Here is a 22497-nt window from a genome sequence, read left to right on the forward strand (position 1 = left end):
TCTAATTACATGAAACCAGTCACTGTTATTACCCTTCACGATCCTGTACCGACATCGAATCCGACTTACACCGCCGTTGACCGGTTTTGGTTGAAATTCATCAATGACCCACGCGATCTTCCTTTTATTTACCTCACGCTGAAGATCACCCTGACCATGGTGCCGGCCGGCATATTACTCTTCCTGCCGTTTATTACGGGGTGGGTATGGTGGGCAGTGGCGGCTGTATATTTTATACTCAACAACTTTGTGTTCAAAGGGCCTTTCGGATTGATGCTGCATTGCAGTAGTCACCGGCCGTTATTTACGAAGCGTTATGGTTTGCTGAACAAATATCTCCCGTGGGTCATCAGTCCGTTCTTCGGGCAGACGCCCGAAACGTACGCCGCGCACCACCTGGCCATGCACCATCGCGAGAACAACCTGGAGAACGACCTGAGCTCGACGATGCAATATCAGCGCGACAGCTTTCGTTCGTTCCTGCTATACTTTTCAAAATTCTTCTTTACGGTGATCCCCTCGCTGGCCTGGTACTTCAATGAACGCAGCCAGCGCGCCCTGCGCAATAAAGTCATTCGCGGCGAGCTGATCTTTTTCGGCGTCTGCGCGGGCCTTTGTTTTATCCGCTGGGAAGCGACCGTATTTGTATTCCTGGTGCCGCTGCTCATCTCGCGGATCATCATGATGGTGGGCAACTGGGCGCAGCATTCCTTTATCGATGCCGAGGACCCGGGCAACTTTTACAAGAACAGTATCACTTGCGTGAACACGCCGTACAATAAAAAATGCTGGAACGACGGTTATCACATCAGCCATCACATCAAGCCCGCCTTGCACTGGACGCTGCATCCCGAACACCTGCAGACCAATCTGAAGACGTACGCCGACAATAAAGCGTTGGTGTTTGAGGGGATCCATTTTCTGCACGTGTGGTGGTATCTCATGAACAAAGACTACCCCCGGCTGGCAAAGCGGGTGGTGAACATGCACGGCATGTTCAGCTCCGAACAGGAGGTGATCGATCTGATGAAAAGGCGGACAAGCGTTATTGTGTAAGCCTGTAATTTTTCTTGCACGGGGCGTCTATGTGAACGGTATACTGTTCATATTTGTGCAGCGTTTCGGTTCAGGAACATCGCCGGCGTGGTACAAACGCTGATTCCGGATGTGGCCTGAGGATTGTAAACAATATCCCTGAATCACCCTGCGTTTATCCTGCATGCAAAAAATAACAGACTTCTTCCTGTGGTGCTCGGGTGCCGACCGGCGCATCCTTGAAAAATGCCCTTCTGAAACGAGCAAGTACGTCGGCATCGGCGCGACGATCTTTTTTACGGGGCTGTTTGCCGCAGCCTCGGGTGGGTATGCTTTGTATACCATTTTTGACAATGTTTGGATCGCTGCTTTTTTCGCGATCCTGTGGGGTCTGATGATCTTCAACCTCGACCGCTTTATTGTGTGTAGCATGCGGAAAGAAGGCAGCGGCCGCCGCGAGTTGCTGATGGCGACGCCGCGGATCATCCTGGCCATATTGATCTCCATCGTGATCGCCAAGCCGCTGGAATTAAAGATCTTTCAGAAAGAGATCGACCCCGAGCTGATCGTGATGGAGCAGCAGAAATACCGCGAGCAGGAAGTACAGGTTACCGCACGGTTCCAGCCGTTTCGCGATAGCCTCCGTGCACAGGTACAGCTCCTGAAGGCAGAGATCGCCGCCAAGGAAGCTATCCGCAATGACCGGGCACGCCTGGCACGCGAGGAGGCCGACGGTACGGGCGGCAGCCGTAAAAAGAACCTGGGTCCGATCTATAAAGTAAAGAAGGCCGATGCCGACCGGGCCGAAGCGGAGCTTACTTCCGTGACAGCGGCCAACGAGGCGCGTATCCGCCAGTTAGAGAAAGGTATTGCCCAGCAGGACTCGTCCCTCAGCCGCGCGCTGGTGGCGTTGGAGCGCAGTAGCATGAACGGCCCCGCGGCCCGCATGGAAGCGATGGACCGGCTCACAGACGCCAGCAGCGCCATGGCCTGGGCGCACTGGTTTATCATGCTGTTATTTATTGCGATTGAAACGGCGCCGGTCTTTGTGAAGCTGATCTCGGGCAAAGGCCCTTATGACAGCATGCTGAAGGTAGAAGAGCATCAGTTCACCGTGCACGAGATCGAAGAGCTGGCGCGGATGAATACCACGGCCAAAGAACGCACGGCCAATTATCCTCAACACGAGCGCACCTTTATCGGCGGCCGGCTGGACGCCGAGCTGGAACCCTGATCTTTAAAAAGCCGCCCGCCAGAGAGGCAGCTCCGGGTTATCCCAGACTTGTTACCCCCGTGATGAGCTAGTCCTACAAAGGACCGGAATACCAGACGGGAGGGAGGAGCGGAGCTCCCGCCTGACTCACGACCAGGCCCACTTTGTCTGGCCGTTCCGAAATCGTTGTAGGCCACATAACATCCTTGTAAACAGATTATTGCGCAATATTTCGTGATGACCGGTCCCGGCCTGTGTGTGACCGGTCATCACATTATATCGAAGAATTTCGATTTTTTTTGATGTGAATCCATTGTTTATAATCCCATAAAGTCTACCTTAGCTATAGATATGACCAGTAAAGCCCCATTTTACGCTACCCAAAGCCACGAGACATCTTCGATGAAGATGTGTTGGTGTAAGCGTTTCTTGCGGGAAGCAGGAGCTTGGAAACGTGATGGTCTATAAAACAAGAAACAGACAACACATTTATAACGAGCCTTTCCTGCAACCTGGGAAGGCTCTTTTATTTTAAACGAAAACCGAACAAACAGCCCTTAGCCATGCAAAGCTTTCGCACCGAACTAGAAGATTTGAACAACCCGGTAGTGGCACAAGATATTCTCGACCTGGAGAAGAAGATCCGTCTTTTCCGCGAGGGGAAGATCGACAGCGACAAATTCCGCAGCCTCCGGCTGGCGCGCGGCATTTACGGGCAGCGGCAGCCGGGGGTGCAAATGATCCGGATCAAGCTGCCGTTGGGGCGTGTCTCCACCAAACAGCTGCGGCGCATTGCCGACATTTCGGATGAGTATGCCAGCAAGAACCTGCACGCCACGACGCGTCAGGATATCCAGATACACTTTGTAAGCCTCGACCGTACGCCCGAGCTGTGGGCGATGCTGGAAAAAGACCAGATCACCACGCGCGAGGCCTGTGGTAACACCGTGCGGAACGTGACGGCGTCCGACCTGGCGGGTGTCGACCCGAAGGAGCCGTTTGACGTATCGCCGTATGCTTACGAAACGTTCCAATATTTCCTGCGCAACCCGATCTGTCAGGAGATGGGGCGCAAATTCAAGATCTCTTTCTCGTCCAGCGATGACGATACAGCGTTCTCCTTCATCCACGACCTGGGCTTCCTGCCGCGGATCAACGAACAGGGTGAGCGCGGTTTTAAGGTCATGATCGGTGGAGGCCTGGGTGCGAATCCGTACCTGGCGCTGGTGGCCTACGAGTTCCTGCACGAAGACAAGATCATTCCTTTTACAGAATCCATCCTGCGGGTATTCGACCGTTACGGAGAGCGTACCCGTCGTATGAAAGCTCGCTTTAAGTTCCTGCTCGACGACCTCGGCCTGGAGAAGGTCATGGCGCTGGCAGAAGAAGAAAGCAAAGCGCTCAAGTCGCAGACGTATGTCATCAACCGGAACATCCTGCCGGAAGAGACTCCTTCTACGGTACAGCTGGGCGTAGCGCCCGAGCCGGCGGATGCTGCTAAATACGAGCGTTGGTATAAGACCAATGTGATCCGTCAGAAGCAGGAAGGCTTTCACGGTGTATATGTCAAGTTGCCGTTGGGCAACATGTCGTCTACCCTGGCGCGTCATTTTGCAGACATCGTCGACCAGTTTGCCGGTGCTGAAATGCGCGTGACGGTAAACCAGGGATACCTGATCCGGTTTGTACGCCCGGAGGCATTGAAGCACCTGTATGCAGCCCTCGACCCGCTCGGCCTGGCCGAGCCCGGCTTTGACAGTGTAGCCGACGTGACGGCTTGCCCGGGCACGGAATCGTGTAACCTGGCGATCTCCGACAGTACCAACATTTCGCTGGCGCTGGAGAAAGTGATCCGCGAGGAATATCCGGAGATGATCCACAACACCGACATCAAGATCAAGATCAGCGGTTGCCCGAACTCCTGCGGGCAGCACGGCCTGGCGGGCATCGGCCTGCACGGCAGCACCATCAAAGACAAAGCGGGCAAAGTGCTGCCGGCGCTGGTCGTGTTGCTGGGCGGTGGTAAGCTGAAGAATGGCGAGGGTATCATTTCCGACAAGATCATCAAGATCCCCAGCAAGCGCGGGCCGGATGCATTGCGCATCTTGCTGAATGACTATGAAACTAACAGCCAGGACGGCGAATATTATCACGATTACTTCCAGCGCATGGGCCGCAACCACTTTTACGCGTTGCTCAAGCCGCTGGGCGACCTGACGAGTGTCGTGCCCACCGACTACATCGACTGGGGTGAGGACCATAATTTTATCCTGCACACGGCCGTTGGCGAGTGCGCGGCGATCATGATCGACCTGGTCGCTACCCTGTTCTTCGAGTCGGAAGAGAAGCTGGAGTGGGCCCAGGAGGCTTTCCGCCAACAACATTACGCCGATGCCATTTACCATGGGTACAGTGCGTATATTAACACCGCCAAGGCGATGTTGCTGACACGCGATATTAAGCCCAGCACCCAGATCCAGGTGATCAATGATTTCCAGAAGCACTTTGTCGATACCCAGGCATTTGTGCTGCCGGAGACTTTCAAAGACCTGGTGCTGCGCATCAACAAGAACGAGCCGACCGCCGCCTTTGCCACCGAATACCTGGAAGCTTCAGCGAAGTTCCTGGAGGATGCACGGGTGTATCGCGAAGCAGCGGACAAAGAAGTAGTAGAGAAATAACAGGTCCTGTAGTACATGGTCATGAAGAACAGAAGCGCGCAGAAAGACCCCCGGTTGACGCTGGTAGGGGCAGGTCCGGGTGACCCGGAGCTGATCACCCTCAAGGCCATCAAGGCCCTGCAGGCGGCAGACATGGTGTTGTATGACGCGCTGGTGTCGCAGCCGATCCTGGAGCTGATCCCCGCCGGCGTGCCGGCCTTCTCGGTGGGCAAACGTGCTGGGGGACACTCGTATACCCAGGAGGAGATCAACGAGCTGATCGTGGAGTTTGCTTTTCAATATGGCCACGTGGTACGCCTGAAAGGCGGCGATCCGTTTGTGTTCGGCCGCGGTGCGGAAGAGCTCGACTTTGCCGAATCGCATGGCGTGCAGACGGCGGTGGTACCGGGCATCAGCAGTGCCCTGGCGGTACCCGCCAGCTTGCAGATACCGGTAACAGCCCGGGGCTATAGCGAGAGTGTGTGGGTGGTGACGGCCACCACGCGCACGGGTGCTTTGTCGGGCGATATCGCGCTGGCGGCACAGTCGACGGCGACGGTGGTGATCCTGATGGGCCTGGGCCGGTTGCCGGAGATCATGAAGCAGTTTGAAGCACAGGGAAAAGGAGCCGTTCCCGTGGCGGTGATCCAGAACGGCACGTTGCCGGAGCAACAAAGTGTGATCGGCACCGTAACGTCTATCGCGGCCCGGGCGGCAGAAGCCGGCATCGGTGCGCCGGCCATTATTATCGTCGGCGAGGTGGTGCGGTATGCACGCGCGCTGAAGCAAGTAGTGGTAGCAACAAAATCCATGGCCTGACGGCCTTTCACCTTAACCCGTTTTCCCGATGGAACGCAACAATCTCTTCCCGGTATTCCTCAAGCTGGAAATGCTCGATACGCTGATCGTGGGCGGTGGCCACGTAGGCCTCGAGAAGCTGACGGCGGTGCTGAAGAACAGCCCCGCGGCCCGGGTTACGCTTGTCGCACGCCACGTGCAGCAGGCGGTGCGCGACCTGGCCAAGGATCACCCCGGTGTGAAGGTTGAAGAGCGTAACTTTAAATTATGGGACCTGTGGGATAAAGACCTCGTGATCCTGGCAACCGACAACCGGCAGCTGCACGAGACGATCCGTAAATTTGCCCGTACCCGCAAGCTCCTGATCAACGTAGCCGATACCCCCGAGCTATGTGACTTTTACCTGGGCTCTGTTGTAACAAAAGGAAACCTCAAGATCGGTGTGTCTACCAATGGCAAATCGCCGACCATTTCTAAGCGCATTCGCGAGTACCTCGAAGAGGCGCTGCCCGACGATACCAATGACCTGCTCGACAACATGAGCAAGATCCGCGAGCAGCTCACGGGCGACTTCAACCACAAAGTGAAAGTATTGAACGAGATCACCACGACCTGGCTGGATAACAAGCAGGCTACGCCCGCGTCGTAGTCGGCGTTATTCGAGGATGATGCTCTTATTCCGGTAAACAAACACGCTGTCGTTAAACACGAGTTTTAACGAACGTGCCAGCACGATCTTTTCTACGTCGCGGCCTGCCTGGGTCATTTCCCATGCGCTGTGCGTATGGGCTACCGGTATTACGCTCTGGGCAATGATCGGTCCTTCGTCGAGGTTGTCGTTTACGAAGTGGGCGGTGGCACCGATGATCTTTACACCGCGGTCGTACGCCTGCTGATAGGGATTGGCGCCGACGAAAGCGGGAAGGAACGAGTGGTGTATGTTGATGATGCGGTTGGTAAAGCGCCCGATAAAAGCCGGGGAGAGGATGCGCATATACTTGGCCAGCACCAGGAACTCGGGGTTATACTGTTGGATGACGTCCAGTACTTCGGCTTCGTGCGCGGCGCGGTCCTTGCCTTCTGCGGGTATATAGTGAAACGGTACGTCGAACTTGCGGGTAAGGTCTTCCAGGTTCTGGTGGTTGCTGATCACGCAGTGGATGCGCGCGTTGAGCTCCTGAAAGGTGTGCCGGATGAGCAGGTCGCTGAGGCAGTGATGCTCTTTGGTGGCCAGAATGACGATGTCGCGTTTGCGTCGTGCCGTGAGGTTGATATACGCATCGGCCGGTAATACTTCGCGCAGCTCCTGTAAGAACCTGTTTTCTTCCACGACCCCCGAGAACTCGGTGCGCATGAAGAAGTGGTTATACGTGCGCTCGACAAACTCGCCGTTGCCCAGGATGTTGAGCTGGTGACGGTAGATGATCTGGGTGATGGCGTAGATCAGTCCGGGGCGGTCGGGGCAATGGATCAGTAATATTCCGGCGTCCATAACGTTAGGGCTTGATACCTGTATATAGGATCTCTCCCGGCACCAGGCCATAAGCCTTTTGTTTCTCGCGGGAGAGGGTGTTTACAAAATCGTCTTCGATGGCGCGCAGGCCGGCACGCTCGATGCGGCGCGGATAATCGCGGCCGTATTTGCGCACGTGGTCGTCCTGGCCAAAGAGCCGTTCGCGCTCGCGCGGGTCGGTAATGGTCGTGTCTTCGACCGTCACATCGCCCAGGGGGCCGAACAACGGCACTTGCAGGATGGAGAAACCACCCGGTTTCAGCACCCGGCAGATCTCGCGCATGGCCTGGATGTCGTCTTGTACATGTTCCAGCACGTGGTTGCAGAGGACGGCGTCAAACGAGTTTTCGGGAAAGGGAATGGCATGGATGTCCATTTTCACCTTGGCCAGCGGCGACTCGATGTCGCCGGTGATGTAGCGGTCGCCGTGCAGTTTTTCAAAGCGGGGAATAAAACACGCCTCGGGGGCGATGTGCAGTACCCGGAGGGGGGCCGTGAAAAAGGTCGTCTTCTCTTGTAAATACAGCCAGATGAGGCGGTGGCGCTCCAGCGACAGGCATTGCGGGCACAGGGCGTTGGGGCGGGGTTTGATGCGGCCGTAGGGCAAAAACGTGCGGTACGAGGTGTTGCAGACCGGGCAGGTGACGGCCGAGCCGCGGTAGAACAAACCGACCACCTTCAGGCCAAAACCGCCTACCCGTTGCAGATACTTGCGGGGAACGAAGCGGATCAGCCAGGAAATAACTTTTTTCATGCGGCCGCAAGATAGGATAAGTCGGGAGCTGAATTTTTACGAGAACTAAAACTTTTTGGCGGGAAGCCCCATCTTTACAGCAGGAATGCGGAAGGCCGCTGCCGCGGGAACGCGGCGGGCTCCGCCGCCACCTGAACCGGAACGAGACGACATGGCCGAAACTTCACCAGCGATTGCCACCATGCATACTGACGACCTGATAGTCCGGGCGCGACAAGGAGATCAGCATGCCCAGGGCAGGCTGGTGCAACTGTGGTATAAACGCATCTATAACTTCAACTACAAGTTCTTCCTGGACCACGACCTGGCCATGGAGGTTTCGCAGAAGACGTTTATTTCCATGTGTAAGAACCTGGCCGGACTACAAGACATTGCCCGCTTTAAATCCTGGCTATACAAGATCGCCGTGAACTACTGCCGCGAGGAGGCCCGGCGCAACAAGGGCAACCGATCGCTCTCGTTCGATGTGGTCTGGAACCGCGACGCCGAAGATTCACCCGTGTGGGAGTCTACGCTGCAACGGTTTGCCAACCCGGAGAGCCAGTACCGCCACACCGAGCTGTCGGACATTTTGCAGCAGGCATTGTGCGAGCTGAGCGAAGAGCAGCGCGAGGTGGTGATCATGAAAGAGTACGAAGGTTTAAAATTCCGCGAGATCGCCGAGGTGCTCAACATTTCAGAGAACACGGTGAAATCACGGATGTACTATGGGTTGGATGGATTGAAGAAGATTCTGGAGCGGAAAAAGATTACAAAAGACACGATTGGCTATGAGTTATAAACCCGATCAGCATGCCTGGATGGCATACCTCTACGACGAGCTGGAAGGTGCCGAGAAAGCTCGCATGGAAGACTATATCCGGACGAACCCGGAGGCCCGCCAGGAGCTGGATCACTACCGGCACCTGCGCCAGCTGATGGGCACGGTAGAAGATAAGGAAGTGATCGCACCGCCCATTGTGCTGGGCGATAGCGCGCCGCGCATCGTGTGGAATACGCCTGCGCTGCGTGTGGTCGCCGGCATTGCGGCCTCGGTGCTTATTCTGATGCTGGCAGGGCGGCTTACCGGCCTGCAAGCCGGCTTTTCAGGAAACGAGTTCCGCATCAGCTTTGGCCCGCCGACGTCGGTCCCCGCCGTGGTGCCCGCACCGGCCGCAACGGCTCCGGCGCTTTCGGCCAACGACGTGCAGCAGATGATCGACGCGTCGCTCACCCGGAACACGCAAACCCTGCAGGCCGGCTGGCAGGAGAATCAGCACGCGCTGGATGCCTCCATCCGCCGGAGCCTGGCCAGCAACTCGGGCCGCATCAACGCGTTAGTGAAGGAAGCCTCTACCGCCTCGCAGCAGCAGGTCCAGGATTTTATTGCCCAGATGCAAACCGAGAATCAGCGTGTGGTGAAAGATTATTTTCAGCTTTCCGCCACGCAGCAAAAAGACTATATCGAAAACCTGCTGGTGGACTTTTCGAAATACCTGCAACAGCAACGCGCCAGCGACCTGCAGGTGGTACAAAGCCGCCTCTACGCGCTGGAGCAGAACACGGGTGTCTTCCAGCAGGAGACCGAACAGATCCTTTCCAGCATCATTACCTCGGTCGGTGGCCCCAACAGCCCGGGCGGCCAGCCGGTAGCGGTGCAAGCAAAATATTAAACGTACGACCAAGAATATCCGAAGTATCATGAAGTCACAACCTCTCAACCGTACCCGTTCCTGGTTTTCCCATGGCCTCAGGGCCTGTGCCGTGCTGGCCCTGGTGCTGGGTGTCGCCGGCGCCTCGGCGCAAAAGGTATCACACGCCAACGACGCAAAGCCGATGGACGAAAACCAGCTGCGCCGCGAAGTCGAGCTGGCCCAGAACATTCTGGCCACGCTCATCAAACAGCAGTTCGATGAACGCACGTACGTGCCATTGGAGCTGTCGGTCAGCTATCAATCGGGGTACGGTCTGACGTTCGCCATGCCTTCGAGCTATGTGTTGCCCATCGTGCTGATGGGCGGAGGAGCGACCGGTCTCTACTCCGAGCAGGCAACCACGGTAGGGTCGCGCAACTACGGTGCACAGACGCTGACCACCGAGCCCCGCGATCCGCGCGAAGTTATGAAACTGGAAAATGCCAGGACGAAGCAGCGCCGTTCGGAGCTGGACAGTGCCCGGCAGGCCTATACGCAGCGTATCATCGACGCGGCCAAGCTTTTCATGGCGGACTTTGGCGACATGCTGACGCAGCTGCCCGCGTCGGAAAAGATCATTGTCACCAATCAGGGCAATCAGCCCCGCACGCTGGCCGGGCAATATTTTGGTTCCCAGCCGGTGGCCTATGTATCGGTGGAGGCTACGAAGGGCGACATGGTATTGCACAAACAAGGTAAGGGTACCCGCCAGCAAGCGCTGGATAAGATCAAGGTGATCAACGCAGAAGTGGTTCGCACGGTCGAGCCCGACCTGGAGCTGTTGTCGAGCATCTTTACGCGGCTGTACCGCGTGGACCTGGCCAAGACGTTCTTTGTCGAACAACAGGTATACTTCGACCGGCTGCGCGACTTTGGCGTGGTGTACTATATGCAGACGCTGAGCACGACGCAAACCAGCTATACCAGCTTCGACTTGCCTACCCTGGGCCTGGAAGATGTAGACCTGGCCACCCGCAATAAAAAAGTGACGGAGCTATACCCGCGCTTTGAGCAGGAGCTGAAAGAAAATATCCTGGAATATGGCCGCACGGTGAAGGCGCTGGGGAACGACGAGTCGTTGATTTTTAAGGTGAATATCACCCCGTGTCCCGATTGCGGTATACCTGCATCCCTGGAAATGTCGATTAAGGGAAACGTTTTAAAGGATTACCAGGCGGGAAAGATCACAAAAGATGTAGCTCTGGGGAAATTTGTAATGAAAAAAGGAAGTATTCAATAACATAACCCGCCGGTTTTTACGTTTTCTCTCCATCGGGCGACGGTTGACGGACTATCCAACGTAACCGCCGCCTCGCGCTGGGACTATGCACGGAAATGACTAACTTTCCTCCGTAACAGTAAAGGTACCCCAGTTGCAGCTTTAAAGACCGTTATTGTTTGTTACGTAGTTGTTATAACCGTCGCAAGATCCATGGACAAAAAAATATTGATCGCCGGAGGTATCGCTGCCGCCGTACTGGCCGCAGGTTTCCTGTTTTTCCGCAAGTCGGCCCAACACGGAGCCGATGTGATCGTGAACGTCAAACAGGGTACCTTCCGTATCGAGATCGAAACGACCGGCGAGCTCGAAGCCAAAAACTCTGTCAAGATCCTGGGGCCCACGCGCCTGCGCGATTTTAATATCTGGAACATTACGGTCCAGGATATAATCGAAGAAGGTACCGTATTGAAAAAAGGAGACTGGGTAGCCACGCTGGACCGCTCGGAATTTCAGAAACGTTTTGGGGAAAAGCAGATCGAGCTGGAGAAGGCCAACTCGCAATATGTTCAACAGCAACTCGACACCGCCCTTACCCTGCAACAGGCCCGCGATGAGCTGGTAAACCTGCGGTATGATCGTGAAGAACGGCAGATCGTGCTGAACCAATCCAAGTATGAGCCGCCGGCCACGATCAAACAGAACGAGATCAGCCTGGACAAGGCTGAGCGGGCGTATATCCAGGCGCAGGAGAACTATAAGATCAAGCGCCAGCAGAGCGTGGAGAAGATGCGGCAGATGGGCGCCGAGATGCGCAAGCTGCAAAACGAATTCAACGATATGATGACCATGATGCAGGCTTTCGAGGTGATCGCCCCGGAAGACGGTATGGTGATCTATGAGAAAGGATGGGACGGTAAGCCGATCCGCGCCGGTTCGCAGATCAACATGTGGGAGCCGTCGGTGGCGAAACTGCCGGACCTGTCTACCATGATGTCAAAAACGTATGTCAACGAAGTGGATGTACGCAAGGTAAAAGCCGGTCAGCCGGTAGAGATCGGATTGGATGCCTATCCTGACAAGAGGCTGCGGGGTACGGTGACGCGTGTCGCCAACGTGGGGGAACAACGCCCGAACTCGGACGCGCGGGTCTTTGAAGTAAATGTGGAGATCGACGGCAGCGACCCGGCCTTGCGGCCGGCGATGACGACGAGCAACCGCATCGTGGCGCACGTGCTGGACAGCGTACTTTATATACCGCTGGAATGCCTGCATAGCCAGGCCGATACGATCACTTTTGTCTTTACCCGCGACGGTATGCGTACGGTAAAGCAAGAAGTGATGATCGGCGCGACAAACTCCAACGACGCGGTGGTACTGAGCGGGCTCGCGCGTAACGCCCCGGTGTTTTTGTCGGTGCCTACCGGTATGGAAGAAGAGTCGATCACGCTGTTGAAGGAAATGGAAGGTAAACGCCGCCGGAATCCGGGCACGCTGGATCGCCGCCAGGCGGGTGTACCATCAGGGCCGTCGACTGATCGTCAGTAAATAACCTTAACCCTTTGTGTATGTTTTCGATTCCGCCCAGGGTTCTTGCTAACCTGTATGTCGCGTTTGGCGCGGTGCGGACCAACAAGGTCCGGTCGCTGCTGACGGCGTTGGGGATCATCTTTGGCGTGGCGGCTGTTATCGCCATGCTGGCGATCGGCAACGGTGCGCAGCAGGAGATCCTGGCGCAGATCAAGCTGGTGGGTGTAAACAACATCGTTATACGCCCCATCATCGAGCAGAAAGAAGAAAAGGTCGAAGCCGCGCACGGCAAGCAGGAAAAGCGCAAGTTCTCGCCCGGCCTGACCGTGCGCGACGTGCACAATATCCAGGAGACCATACCGGGCATCACGCAGCTGAGTCCCGAGATCATACTCGACACCCATGTGATCCGCGACGGTGTACGTCGCTCGGCCAAGCTGGTGGGCGTAGAGCCGGCGTACTTCACCGTATACAACCTGGAGATAGGCGAAGGCAAGATGTTCAATGCAGAGGAGCGCATAAACGGTGCGGCGGTATGTGTGGTGGGATACTCCATCAAAGCCCGGTTCTTTCCGACCGAGAATGCCCTGGGTAAACGCATCAAGGTGGGCGACCAATGGCTGACCATCGTGGGCGTGCTGCGCGAGCGTTCGGTGTCGGAGGCAAGCCTGCGTAAGCTGGGCATCCGCGATTTTAACATGGATATCTATGCGCCGTTGCAGTCGGTCCTGATACGTTTTAAGAACCGCGACCGGGTGACGCCCAGCATGCAGCAGCGCGACATGTTCCGCAGCGCCGGCATGGTCGCGGCCACGGCGGATGACGAAGACGAGGCGACGCGTCTGGAACGGAAGAATTATCACCAGCTCGATCGCCTGGTGGTGCAGGTAGAGGATACGCGGTTGTTGGCGCCTACAGCCGATATACTGGCGCGCATGCTGAAGCGCCGGCATTACGAGGTGGTGGACTATGAGGTGGAGATCCCGGAGCTGCTGCTGAAACAACAGCAGCGTACGCACGATATTTTTAACTATGTGTTGGGGGCTATTGCCGGTATATCGTTGCTGGTGGGAGGGATCGGTATCATGAACATCATGTTGGCGTCGGTGTTGGAGCGCATCAAGGAGATCGGCCTGCGACTATCCATTGGAGCCAAGAAGAGTGATGTGATCCAGCAGTTTTTGTTTGAAGCTATTATGATCAGTGTGGCGGGGGGGATCCTGGGTGTTATACTGGGCATCACACTGGCCTATATGGTTGCCGAGTTTGCAGACATCCCAACCGTTATTAGTTTTGCTTCTATTATATTGTCCTTTGGTGTGGCGGCTACGGTAGGATTGATCTTTGGTATCGCCCCGGCGCGCAAGGCTGCAAACCAGGATCCCATTGCCTCCTTACGCTATGAATAAACAAACGTTTTGCCTCGTCGTCCTGTTGTTCGGAATTATACTTCCCGGCGCCTACGCCCAAAACGCCTATACCCTGGACGAGATCATCGCGCGGTCCAAGGCGCAGTCGCCGCTGGCCAAACAGGCCGACACGCGTCGTGAGACCAGCTATTGGACCTACCGGGTATATCGTACAAGCTTTAACCCGCAACTGGCGCTGGATGGGAGTTTGCCCGCGTATTATAAGAAAGTATCGCAGATCATCCAGGAGGATGGTACGTACAAGTATATTCCCGTGGAGCAAACGAATAACTCTGTCCGGCTGGGATTATTCCAGCCCATTCCCTGGACGGGCGGTACCATTTCGGCCAACACGAGCCTGGGGTACTTCAAGGACTACCACCTCGATGTAGATCCGGAGCAGTGGACGGGCAACGTCTTTAACGTGAGCCTGGACCAACCGTTGTTCAGCTTTAACAGAATGCGGTGGGACCGCAAGACCGAGCCGCTGCGGTACGAGGAATCGCGGCGTGAGTACGTGGAGCAGATGGAGCTGATCTCGAGCCAGGCCGTGGAGATGTTCTTTAATGTATTGCAGTCGCAAATAGGCTTGCAGATCGCCCAGTTCAACCTGGCGAATAACGACACGATCTATAAGATCGAGCAGGGCCGGTATAATATCGGTACCACCTCGCAGGACAAGCTGTTGCAGGTAGAGCTGCAGTTGCTGCGTTCGCGGCAGGATGTAGCCCAGGCAAGCCTGGACCTGGAAACGGCGCGACTGCAGCTGCGTTCGTATATGGGCCTGCGGGAGAACGAACCCTACGACCTGTTGTTGCCCGAGATCATTCCGCAGTTTGCCGTGTCGATCGAAGACGCGTTGACCTACGCGCGTAAAAACAGGTCGGCGTATATCGCCTTACAGCGACGGCGTATCGAAGCCGAGCGGGATGTGGCCGAGGCGCGCGCGCAACGTTTTAAAACGACCCTTAGCGCGCAGTATGGGCTCAATAACAACGGCACGGTGCTGAGCGATATATACGTGCGACCCGAGCAGATGCAGCAGTTCAACCTCACGCTCAACGTACCGATCCTGGATTGGGGGCGTAACAAAGCGGTGATGCGCACGGCCATGGCCAATAAGAAACTCAATGACTACGTCATCGAGCAGGACGAAGTGGACTTCGAGCAAACGGTGATCACCAAGGTGCGGCAGTTTGAGATGCTGCGTTTGCAGATCGAGATCACCCACAAGTCGGATGAAGTGGCGGCGCAGCGCTACAACGTAGCGCAGAACCGGTACCTCATCGGCAAGATCGATATTACCAATCTCAACATCGCCCTGACGGAAAAGGACGACGCCAAACGCAGCTATCTGCAAGCCCTGAAATCGTTCTGGATGGCGTACTATGAATTGCGCGGATTAACGCTGTACGACTTTTATAAGAAGGAGTTGTTGTTTAAAGAGGATCAAGCGCAGTGATGCGTGCTCAGTCGGAGACCGCTGCCATACGAGGCACCGGTCTCGCCCGAGGCGGGCTAAGACCGGCCAGAATGCGAAAAAACAACGCGGATATGTTCGCTCCCGCGCTCACACCCGCGCTGTTTTTAGATGCCGGTATAATTGAACGGCGTGATCTGCTTTAATACGGTCTTGACGGCGGGTTTGATCTCGAGGCTGTCGATGAATTGTGCGAGGCTTTCCTGTGTTACCTTTTCGTTTTTGCGGGTCAATGCTTTGAGCGCTTCGTAAGGGTTGGGATATCCTTCGCGGCGCAGCACGGTTTGGATCGCCTCGGCTACCACGGCCCAGTTTTCATTCAGGTCGCGGTCGATGGCGGCCTGGTTGAGCTGTACCTTGCCCAATCCTTTGAGGATGGATTGGAAGGCGAGGTAGGTGTGGGCCAGCGGCACACCGACGTTGCGGAGTACCGTAGAGTCCGTCAGGTCGCGCTGCAGGCGCGAGATGGGAAGTTTTGCCGAGAGGTATTCAAAGATGGCGTTGGCAAAGCCCAGGTTTCCTTCGGCGTTTTCGAAGTCGATGGGGTTTACTTTGTGCGGCATGGCCGACGAACCCACTTCACCTTCTTTGATCTTTTGTTTGAAATACTCCATGGAGATATACTGCCAGGTGTCGCGGCAGAAGTCGACCAGGATGGTGTTGATGCGTTTGAGGTTATCAAACAGCGCGGCCATGTTGTCGTAGTGCTCGATCTGCGTGGTCGGGTAGCTGCGTACAAGGCCGAGGTGGTGACAGAACTCGTCGGCAAATTTGTTCCAGTCTACGCCGGGATAGGCTACGGCGTGGGCGTTGAAGTTACCGGTGGCGCCACCGAACTTGGCTGCGTGCGGTACGGTTTTGAGCTGGGCGATCTGTTTTTCCAGGCGCACGGCAAATACCAGGATCTCTTTACCCAGGCGTGTGGGCGACGCCGGCTGACCGTGCGTAAAGGCCAGCATCGGGATGTCCTGCCATTCTTTGGCCAGGGCATACAGCCGGTTTTGAACCATCGTCAGGACCGGTATGTATTCGCGCTCGAGAAAGTCTTTTATCAACAGGGGCACGGCCGTGTTGTTGACGTCCTGCGAGGTGAGGCCGAAATGTATGAACTCCCGGAAATCCTGCAGCTTTAAGATCTCGAATTGTTTTTTGATAAAATACTCCACGGCTTTTACGTCGTGGTTGGTAGATTTTTCAATCTCTTTGATATCGATGGCGTGCAGCTCCGTAAAGTTTTTGTAGATCTTGCGGATGTCCGACAGCATGTGCACGGGAAAGTCATCCAACTCGCTAATGGACCCGGAGAGAGAAATGAGGTATTCAATCTCTACCTGTACGCGGTAACGCATGAGGCCGAACTCGGAGAAGTAGGGGGCGAGGGGTTTTACGGTTTCGAAGTAGCGTCCATCGACGGGAGAGATGGCGGTGAGCGGATTTAATTGCACGGTTCAATAATTAAGTCCCAAAATTAAGCTTTTCCTCCTTATTTTTGCGCTGGCGCCGTGAATAAGCCCTTTAATACAGGCAGGCACGGTTTTAACCCGGGTATGACCCGATCCCCCATTTTACCAGAAAGCGACAGACCATGGCATTCAGTTTTTTTAAGAAGGATAAGAAGGAAGAGCCGAAAACCGTAAAGAAAGAAGAGCATCATGCCGGGCCTCGTTATTACGATCTTCGCATCAAGAATATCGTCCAGGAAACGCGCGACGCGATCACGATTGTGTTCGAACAACCTGCGGGCCAGCCGATCGTTTACAAATCGGGGCAGTTTTTGACGCTTATTGCACCGGTGAACGGCAAGGAGGTACGTCGTGCCTATTCGTTGTGCTCGTCGCCGTTTGTGGACCAGGACCTGGCCGTGACGGTAAAACGCGTGGACCTGGGCCTGATGTCGAACTGGCTGCCCGACAACCTGCGGGTGGGCCAGACACTGCGCATCATGGAGCCCATGGGCCAGTTTACGACCGAGTTTGATGCCCAACGCAAACGCCACCTGGTGATGTTTGCCGGTGGCTCGGGCATTACGCCCATGATGTCGATCGTCAAGAGCACCTTGACCCAGGAGCCCGAAAGCATCGTGTCACTGATCTATTGCAACCGCGACCTGGAGAGCATCATTTTCCGGCAGGAATTGGAGCGCTGGGAAGAACGTTATGAAGGCCGTTTACACGTCGTGCACGTGCTGGATACCGCGCCGATGAACTGGACCGGTTACTCAGGCCTGCTGAACCGCGAAATGCTGGTGAAGCTCTTTGAGCGCATCCCTTCGTGGAGCGCCGATAAGACCACCTACCTGATGTGTGGCCCCGAGGGTATGATGCGGAATGTCGAGGCCTTGTTACACGACCATGCCATTGCCAGAGATAAGATCTTCAAAGAAAGCTTTGTACAAGGGGTACTGGATAAACAAGCCGAGGCGCCGCCGGCGGCCGGAAGTGAAGAAGCCAAGACGCGCGAGGTAACGATACGCTACGATAACCAGGAGTATAAGGTCACGGTTGCCCCGCAAGACACCATTCTGCAGTCGGCCCTCGATCAGGGCATCGACCTGCCGTATTCCTGCCAGAGCGGCCTGTGCACGGCCTGCCGGGGCAAAGCCCTGTCCGGCAAAGTGAAGCTCGATGAAGAAGAGGGGCTGTCGCAGTCGGAGCGGGCCGAAGGCTATGTGCTGACGTGCGTGGGACACCCGATGTCGGACGACGTCGTGATCGAGATAGGCTAATCACAATACGGCATCGCCGTTCCATCTTTTGCCAGTTGTACCAGCAGGTCGATCTGCTGCCGGAGGATTCTGTCTTCAGAAAAGTCCGCGGGCAGCGCTGCCGGTGCGAAGAACTTTACCTCCTGTACGTCAAACGCCTGATGTACCGCACCCCCTGTGATCTGGCAGAGAAACACCATTTTATAGACATAGTGCGCCTGTGGCGGATGGGGGTGCATCTTCTTATCGAACACAGCCAGCAGCCTGACCGGTATCACTTCGAAGCCGGTCTCTTCCCGGAATTCTTTTACCACCGTTTCCTTGGGTGTATAGCCAATGTCGGCCCAGCCGCCCGGCAGTGACCACCGGCCGTCGGCGCTCTCTTTCACCAGCAGTACGTCGCCTTCGGGCGACAGGGCCAGCCCGCGGATATCGACCTTGGCGGTGGGATAGTCGCGAACGGGCGGGAACGCTTCGCGCAAGGCGGGCAGGGGTGTGTTGGTGAGCGCGTGCATCAGCTCCAGGGCAATGGACTGAAGCTCTTCGTATCGTTCTTTATCGTAGGGGTTGTGACCGCTGTAGAGCAGGCCCACGTCGGCAATGCTCTGAACGCGTTTGGCCAGGGTTAAAAGAGTATCGTGTACCATCGCCTCAGGTATACGCACGGTGGGGCCAAAGGTTTATCAGAGCGTAATGGCCAGCTGGATCTTGACCTCGTTACGTGTCGGGCCTTTGATGGCATCGAGGCCTGTGCCGATCTCGTCGCGATCGGTGTAGCGCGTGTGCGCATAGCGCAGCCAGGCGCGCAGGTGACGCGTGAAAGCATATTCGATCAGCAAGACGTTGCGCACGCCTTGCCCGTCGTACAGCGGCACGGCGGCGGCCAGCCAGACGTCGTTCTCATAGAGGTACTGGCGGTTGTCATAATCGTCGGTATCGAACAGGGCGTAGCGGGCGGTTACTGTGAGCGGCCCGTGGTCGACGCGTACGTCCTGGGCCAGGGCCACGCCTTGCGTCGTGCGACCGGCGAAGGAATAACGACTGCCCTGGATGCGGGTCTTGAGGCGCAGCGTGCGCGTGACGGCATAGTCGCAGGCAACGATATAGTTTCTTTTTGCGCCGGCGGATGTGATGTATAGGTTGGTGTCCGGCGCTGCGAGGTTGCGGACGTTCACTTCTTCGCGGAACTGGGCAAAAATAGTGGTTGTCTTTGCTGGTTGATAGGTAACGCGTGCAAACCACTCGTGGCCGTTGGCGGGCGTATAGCTGCGGTAACGGAGGGATGGGAATCGAAAGAGATCGAGGTATCCCGCGGCGGATACACGGCGGTTGAACCGGTATTTCCAGCCGGTATAGAGCCCGCTTTCGTTGCGGGGCGAGGGGGTTTGGCCAAAGGCATTGCTCTGTAATGTATAATGGTCGCGGGCGTAGCGGCGATGCAGGATGGCGACGTCCAATGCAGGTGTGAGACTGACGAGCAGGCCCGCGATGTGTGCCATCCCGCCGGGGAAGGAACGGGCCACTTCGGCGAAGAAGGCCAGGTGGGTATAGGTGTAGCGCAGGTGGAGGCTGACGTTTTGGTAGTGCGAGCCGGTGAAATACGACTGATTATAAAGTGTAGGCACACGGGTAATGGGCAGGCTGAAGCGCGTATAGGTATATAACGCGCCCGCGTCGAGCAGGCCGTGCTGGTAGCGTACGGAGGTGCCGGCGGTAGCTTGCTGCAGGGTGTACCGGGTGGCCAGCTCGCGTGTGTTGCGATGCAGGCCCGTAGTGGGAAGCGAGGTAGTGGCGGTGTCGGTCAGGTTGCCGTCGCGCGGGGCGCGGCTGAGGAATGTGGTGGCGGTAGTATGCGGGCGTATCATTACGGTGGCCGCGAGGCCTCGCAGGAAGCCTGTTTCCTGTGCGGCGGTATAAGGTCGGATGCCTTCGGCATTGCGTTGTATGGCGGTGACGGTCTCTGCGCCACGGCCGAGGTTGAGCCCACCACCCAGTACGAGGCCCTGCCCGAAGTGGAGACGATAGTCGCCGAGCACAAGCTGCTGTAAGCGGCCCCGGCGTTGCCACTGAAGATAGCCCGACAGGTGATCGGGGCCGTATTGCCTGTTTCCAGGCTGCCAGCGGAACGACTCGCCGGGGTCGTTCTCTGCGACCAGGCCGGCGGCGAAGTTACCTGTACGGACGGTGCGTACGCGCAAGGAGCGGCGTGCGGCGTTGCCGTGAAATTGCTGGTCGGGGGCGGTGTCGCGGCGCAAGCCGCGGCGGCTCTCCCCTACCTGCTCGTAGCGCATCAGTATATACGTTTCCCGCTGGCGCAGGGCCTCGCGCGGTGTAAGGGGCGGAGCGGCGGCGGGATGGGCGACGTGGAGCATGCGGGCCACGCGGTAGAGGGTCGGGAGATCAAAACCGGGAACGGCTTGCAGCTCATAGATGGAAAGGAAGTCGCCGTGCCGGGTACGATAGGTCAGCAGGTCGGTCACTTGCCGGGGCGAAAGAATGCCATAGGCCAGCAGATCGTCGGCGGTGACGATGTTGAGGTCTGTGGGAAGTGATAATACCTGCACGATGTTGTCTTCCATGGCCCCCGCCGCCTCGTCGGTGTTGGGTAGGCCCGCGAGGTCTTCCGCCAGTTGTTCAGCGGTAACCCCGGCGTATGGGAATTCCTGCGTCCTGGCCTTTGTCACGACCAGGATCAGGATCAATACGGTAAGCGCGACGGGTCTCATGGCGTCGTGGCTTGAACCAGGCAATAGCCCACGGTCGCCTGGTGGCGCATGCCCAGACCGGGAAGGTGCTGAAAGGCATAGTCGAGCAGGAAGCGTTGTCGCCGGTAACCCACGCCGGCAAAATGGGCGTTGGGAGAGAGGTTAAAGCCCACCCGGAAGATGAAGGTTTTCTGCACGGTATATTCCAGGCCCGTCTTCCAGGTGGTGGAATAACCCAGGTCCTGGGTGGCCTCGGCGGCCCAGCAAACATTTTCGGAAAGGGTGACGCCGGCTCCCAGCGTGAGTCGTGTGGGGAGCCGTTCGTTGTTTTCCCGATCGACGACGGGTTGAAGGATGTTGCTGATACAGGCGCCGATGCGGAGTGTTGGGGTTAATTGGGTGATGCCTCCGGCGCTTAGGCTGATCAGCCCGCGCGTGGCCAGGCCGTCGGCCTGGTACTGTATATATTGGATGCGGCCGCCGAGCGACGCGATACCGAGCGTGTTGGCAAAGGCGGCGGTGAGGAGATGCTCGTTATACAGGTTATCACCGAAGCGATAGATGCCGGCGCCCACGGCGCCGATGGATGTGGGGACGGCGACGACGGCCGCGATACGGTTGAAGGGGCTGAAGCCGGCGAAGGCATCGTAGGTGCATGCGGCGACAGGCTGTCGTTGGTTGGCAAGGCCCGCGGGGTTATTGAGTGTAGACCAGGCGTCGGAGAGGCAGCTGGCGGCATATCCCAGGGCTTGCGCACGGGCGCCGAGGTCGGTGGCAGCGCTTTGGGCGTAGACATGGTTGCACCATGCTACGAGGATGAGTAGCAACGGTTTTTTCACAACGGGAGTTGGTTAAAACGATTGGGATGAAGATAGGTGTTTTCCTTCTATTGTTGTTTTACCTGAGTTTGGATTTGGTGAAATAGTTGGGTTATTTCTAAGGTATTGCGTCTGTTGGTGTAGGGTGGGATTATTCGATGCTGATCTCTTTGGCGAGGCCCATGGCGTTGAAGCGGATGACGAGGGCGAGGGCGCCGGGAGTGGTGGCGTGCGGGCAGTCCGTTGATGGCTGCAGGTCGTAGTAGTAGAATTTCTGGTTGCGTTTATAGAGCTCGTTGCGGTCGGGGGCGCCGAAAACCGATACGATCTGCATTTCGCTCAGGCCGAGGAAGTTCTTTTTTTGCTCCTGCAGCGTGGCGACGCCGGCGGCGCGTATGCCCTGGCAGGCGTGGCGGTCGGCTTTCCAGGCGGCGGCATCGAGGCCTTCGAGGACAGGTACCGGGCGGCCGCAGGCGACAACGACAAGGACGACCAGGAGGAGCAGGGAGCGGAAAAGGATGCGGTTCATGAGACAAAGGTAATGCCGGCAATGGTACCGGGGGCCGGTATAAAAATAAAAAAAGCGATAGTCCATAACCATCGCTTCTCTGTACTGCCGGAAGAACAGATTAACTGTTGAAGAGACTTTTCTGTGTGTCTTCGTTCTTGTTCTCTACAGCTTCCTTGGCGTCGGCGACTTTCTCCTGGATCGCCTCTACGGTGTTGGTAGCCGTTTCGACAATAGCATCTTTTACCTCGACGGCCTTGGCGGCAGCGGCGCTGGTAATGGCGGCGGCGGTCTCTGTCACATTCTTCGTGAGGTCCTTTGCCTTCGTTGCTACCTTGCTCAGAAAGGTCGGCTTTTTAGCGGCTTTCCTGGGAGCTGATTTTTTCGGGGCGGCTTTCTTGGCAGAAGTGGTTACTTTCTTCGCTGCCTTTTTTGCCGGGGCCGATGTTTTCTTTGCCGTCTTCTTGGCAGCCTTTGG

Annotated in this window: 20 protein-coding genes; 12 read left to right on the plus strand and 8 right to left on the minus strand. The window is 56.6% G+C overall.

Annotated features, from left to right (window positions below):
- The first annotated feature begins 9 nt into the window (after positions 1 to 9).
- From KK078_RS18380 to KK078_RS18400, 5 genes are all read left to right on the plus strand, one after another.
- Entirely contained in the window at positions 10 to 1056 is a 1047-nt protein-coding gene (locus tag KK078_RS18380; RefSeq protein WP_254091769.1) for a fatty acid desaturase family protein, read from the plus strand.
- A gap of 163 nt (positions 1057 to 1219) precedes the next feature.
- Positions 1220 to 2269: a DUF4407 domain-containing protein gene (locus KK078_RS18385; protein WP_254091770.1), complete on the plus strand. Its 1050-nt coding sequence runs from the start codon at positions 1220 to 1222 to the stop codon at positions 2267 to 2269.
- A 542-nt stretch (positions 2270 to 2811) separates the two neighbouring features.
- Positions 2812 to 4929: a nitrite reductase gene (locus tag KK078_RS18390; RefSeq protein ID WP_254091771.1), complete on the plus strand. Its 2118-nt coding sequence runs from the start codon at positions 2812 to 2814 to the stop codon at positions 4927 to 4929.
- 21 nt (positions 4930 to 4950) lie between these two features.
- Complete coding sequence (cobA, locus tag KK078_RS18395; protein WP_254091772.1) at positions 4951 to 5727, plus strand: uroporphyrinogen-III C-methyltransferase; 777 nt, start codon at positions 4951 to 4953, stop codon at positions 5725 to 5727.
- A 28-nt stretch (positions 5728 to 5755) separates the two neighbouring features.
- On the plus strand, positions 5756 to 6355 hold the full coding sequence (locus KK078_RS18400) for a precorrin-2 dehydrogenase/sirohydrochlorin ferrochelatase family protein (protein ID WP_254091773.1): 600 nt from the start codon (positions 5756 to 5758) through the stop codon (positions 6353 to 6355).
- Between the two features lie 6 nt (positions 6356 to 6361).
- Here the strand turns inward: KK078_RS18400 and purU are convergent, their stop codons facing one another.
- A complete protein-coding gene (purU, locus tag KK078_RS18405) occupies positions 6362 to 7198 on the minus strand; it encodes a formyltetrahydrofolate deformylase (RefSeq protein WP_254091774.1) in 837 nt (278 codons plus the stop codon).
- Positions 7199 to 7202: 4 nt separating this feature from the next.
- The gene (locus KK078_RS18410; RefSeq protein ID WP_254091775.1) at positions 7203 to 7973 is read right to left on the minus strand and encodes a class I SAM-dependent methyltransferase; all 771 of its coding nucleotides are present in this window, start codon (positions 7971 to 7973) and stop codon (positions 7203 to 7205) included.
- A 151-nt stretch (positions 7974 to 8124) separates the two neighbouring features.
- Here KK078_RS18410 and KK078_RS18415 point away from each other — a divergent pair, with 151 nt between their 5' ends.
- The 6 genes from KK078_RS18415 (at position 8125) to KK078_RS18440 (ending at position 15266) form a co-directional block, all read left to right on the plus strand.
- The gene (locus tag KK078_RS18415) at positions 8125 to 8754 is read left to right on the plus strand and encodes an RNA polymerase sigma factor (protein WP_254091776.1); all 630 of its coding nucleotides are present in this window, start codon (positions 8125 to 8127) and stop codon (positions 8752 to 8754) included.
- Positions 8744 to 9625 carry an anti-sigma factor family protein gene (locus tag KK078_RS18420; protein WP_254091777.1) on the plus strand — a complete coding sequence of 294 codons (882 nt, stop codon included), beginning with the start codon at positions 8744 to 8746 and terminating at the stop codon, positions 9623 to 9625. The genes KK078_RS18415 and KK078_RS18420 overlap by 11 nt, the downstream gene beginning before the upstream one ends.
- Before the next feature lie 28 nt (positions 9626 to 9653).
- Entirely contained in the window at positions 9654 to 10886 is a 1233-nt protein-coding gene (locus KK078_RS18425) for a hypothetical protein (protein WP_254091778.1), read from the plus strand.
- A gap of 192 nt (positions 10887 to 11078) precedes the next feature.
- Entirely contained in the window at positions 11079 to 12413 is a 1335-nt protein-coding gene (locus tag KK078_RS18430; RefSeq protein ID WP_254091779.1) for an efflux RND transporter periplasmic adaptor subunit, read from the plus strand.
- Positions 12414 to 12433: 20 nt separating this feature from the next.
- Positions 12434 to 13804 (plus strand): ABC transporter permease, encoded by a 1371-nt coding sequence (locus KK078_RS18435; protein ID WP_254091780.1) that lies wholly within the window; start codon positions 12434 to 12436, stop codon positions 13802 to 13804.
- Entirely contained in the window at positions 13797 to 15266 is a 1470-nt protein-coding gene (locus KK078_RS18440) for a TolC family protein (RefSeq protein ID WP_254091781.1), read from the plus strand. The genes KK078_RS18435 and KK078_RS18440 overlap by 8 nt, the downstream gene beginning before the upstream one ends.
- Before the next feature lie 125 nt (positions 15267 to 15391).
- On the opposite strand, the gene purB is transcribed toward KK078_RS18440, so the two are convergent.
- On the minus strand, positions 15392 to 16729 hold the full coding sequence (gene purB / locus KK078_RS18445; protein WP_254091782.1) for an adenylosuccinate lyase: 1338 nt from the start codon (positions 16727 to 16729) through the stop codon (positions 15392 to 15394).
- A gap of 140 nt (positions 16730 to 16869) precedes the next feature.
- Between purB and KK078_RS18450 the strand changes: the two genes are divergently transcribed.
- A complete protein-coding gene (locus KK078_RS18450) occupies positions 16870 to 18009 on the plus strand; it encodes a ferredoxin--NADP reductase (protein WP_254091783.1) in 1140 nt (379 codons plus the stop codon).
- On the opposite strand, the gene KK078_RS18455 is transcribed toward KK078_RS18450, so the two are convergent.
- From KK078_RS18455 to KK078_RS18475, 5 genes are all read right to left on the minus strand, one after another.
- Positions 18006 to 18635, minus strand: coding sequence for an NUDIX hydrolase (locus KK078_RS18455; RefSeq protein WP_254091784.1), 630 nt, complete (start codon positions 18633 to 18635; stop codon positions 18006 to 18008). The two genes, KK078_RS18450 and KK078_RS18455, sit on opposite strands and share 4 nt — an antisense overlap.
- Positions 18636 to 18671: 36 nt before the next feature.
- Positions 18672 to 20714, minus strand: a complete 2043-nt coding sequence (locus tag KK078_RS18460; protein WP_254091785.1) for a ComEA family DNA-binding protein — start codon at positions 20712 to 20714, stop codon at positions 18672 to 18674.
- Positions 20711 to 21532, minus strand: a complete 822-nt coding sequence (locus KK078_RS18465) for a PorV/PorQ family protein (RefSeq protein ID WP_254091786.1) — start codon at positions 21530 to 21532, stop codon at positions 20711 to 20713. The genes KK078_RS18460 and KK078_RS18465 overlap by 4 nt, the downstream gene beginning before the upstream one ends.
- 130 nt (positions 21533 to 21662) lie before the next feature.
- Entirely contained in the window at positions 21663 to 22040 is a 378-nt protein-coding gene (locus KK078_RS18470) for a hypothetical protein (RefSeq protein ID WP_254091787.1), read from the minus strand.
- A gap of 100 nt (positions 22041 to 22140) precedes the next feature.
- A partial coding sequence (locus KK078_RS18475) for a hypothetical protein (RefSeq protein WP_254091788.1) occupies positions 22141 to 22497 on the minus strand: 357 nt, incomplete at its 5' end.

The sequence above is a fragment of the Dawidia soli genome (assembly GCF_018598185.1).
GTDB classification, from domain to species: Bacteria; Bacteroidota; Bacteroidia; order Cytophagales; family Cyclobacteriaceae; genus Ohtaekwangia; species Ohtaekwangia soli.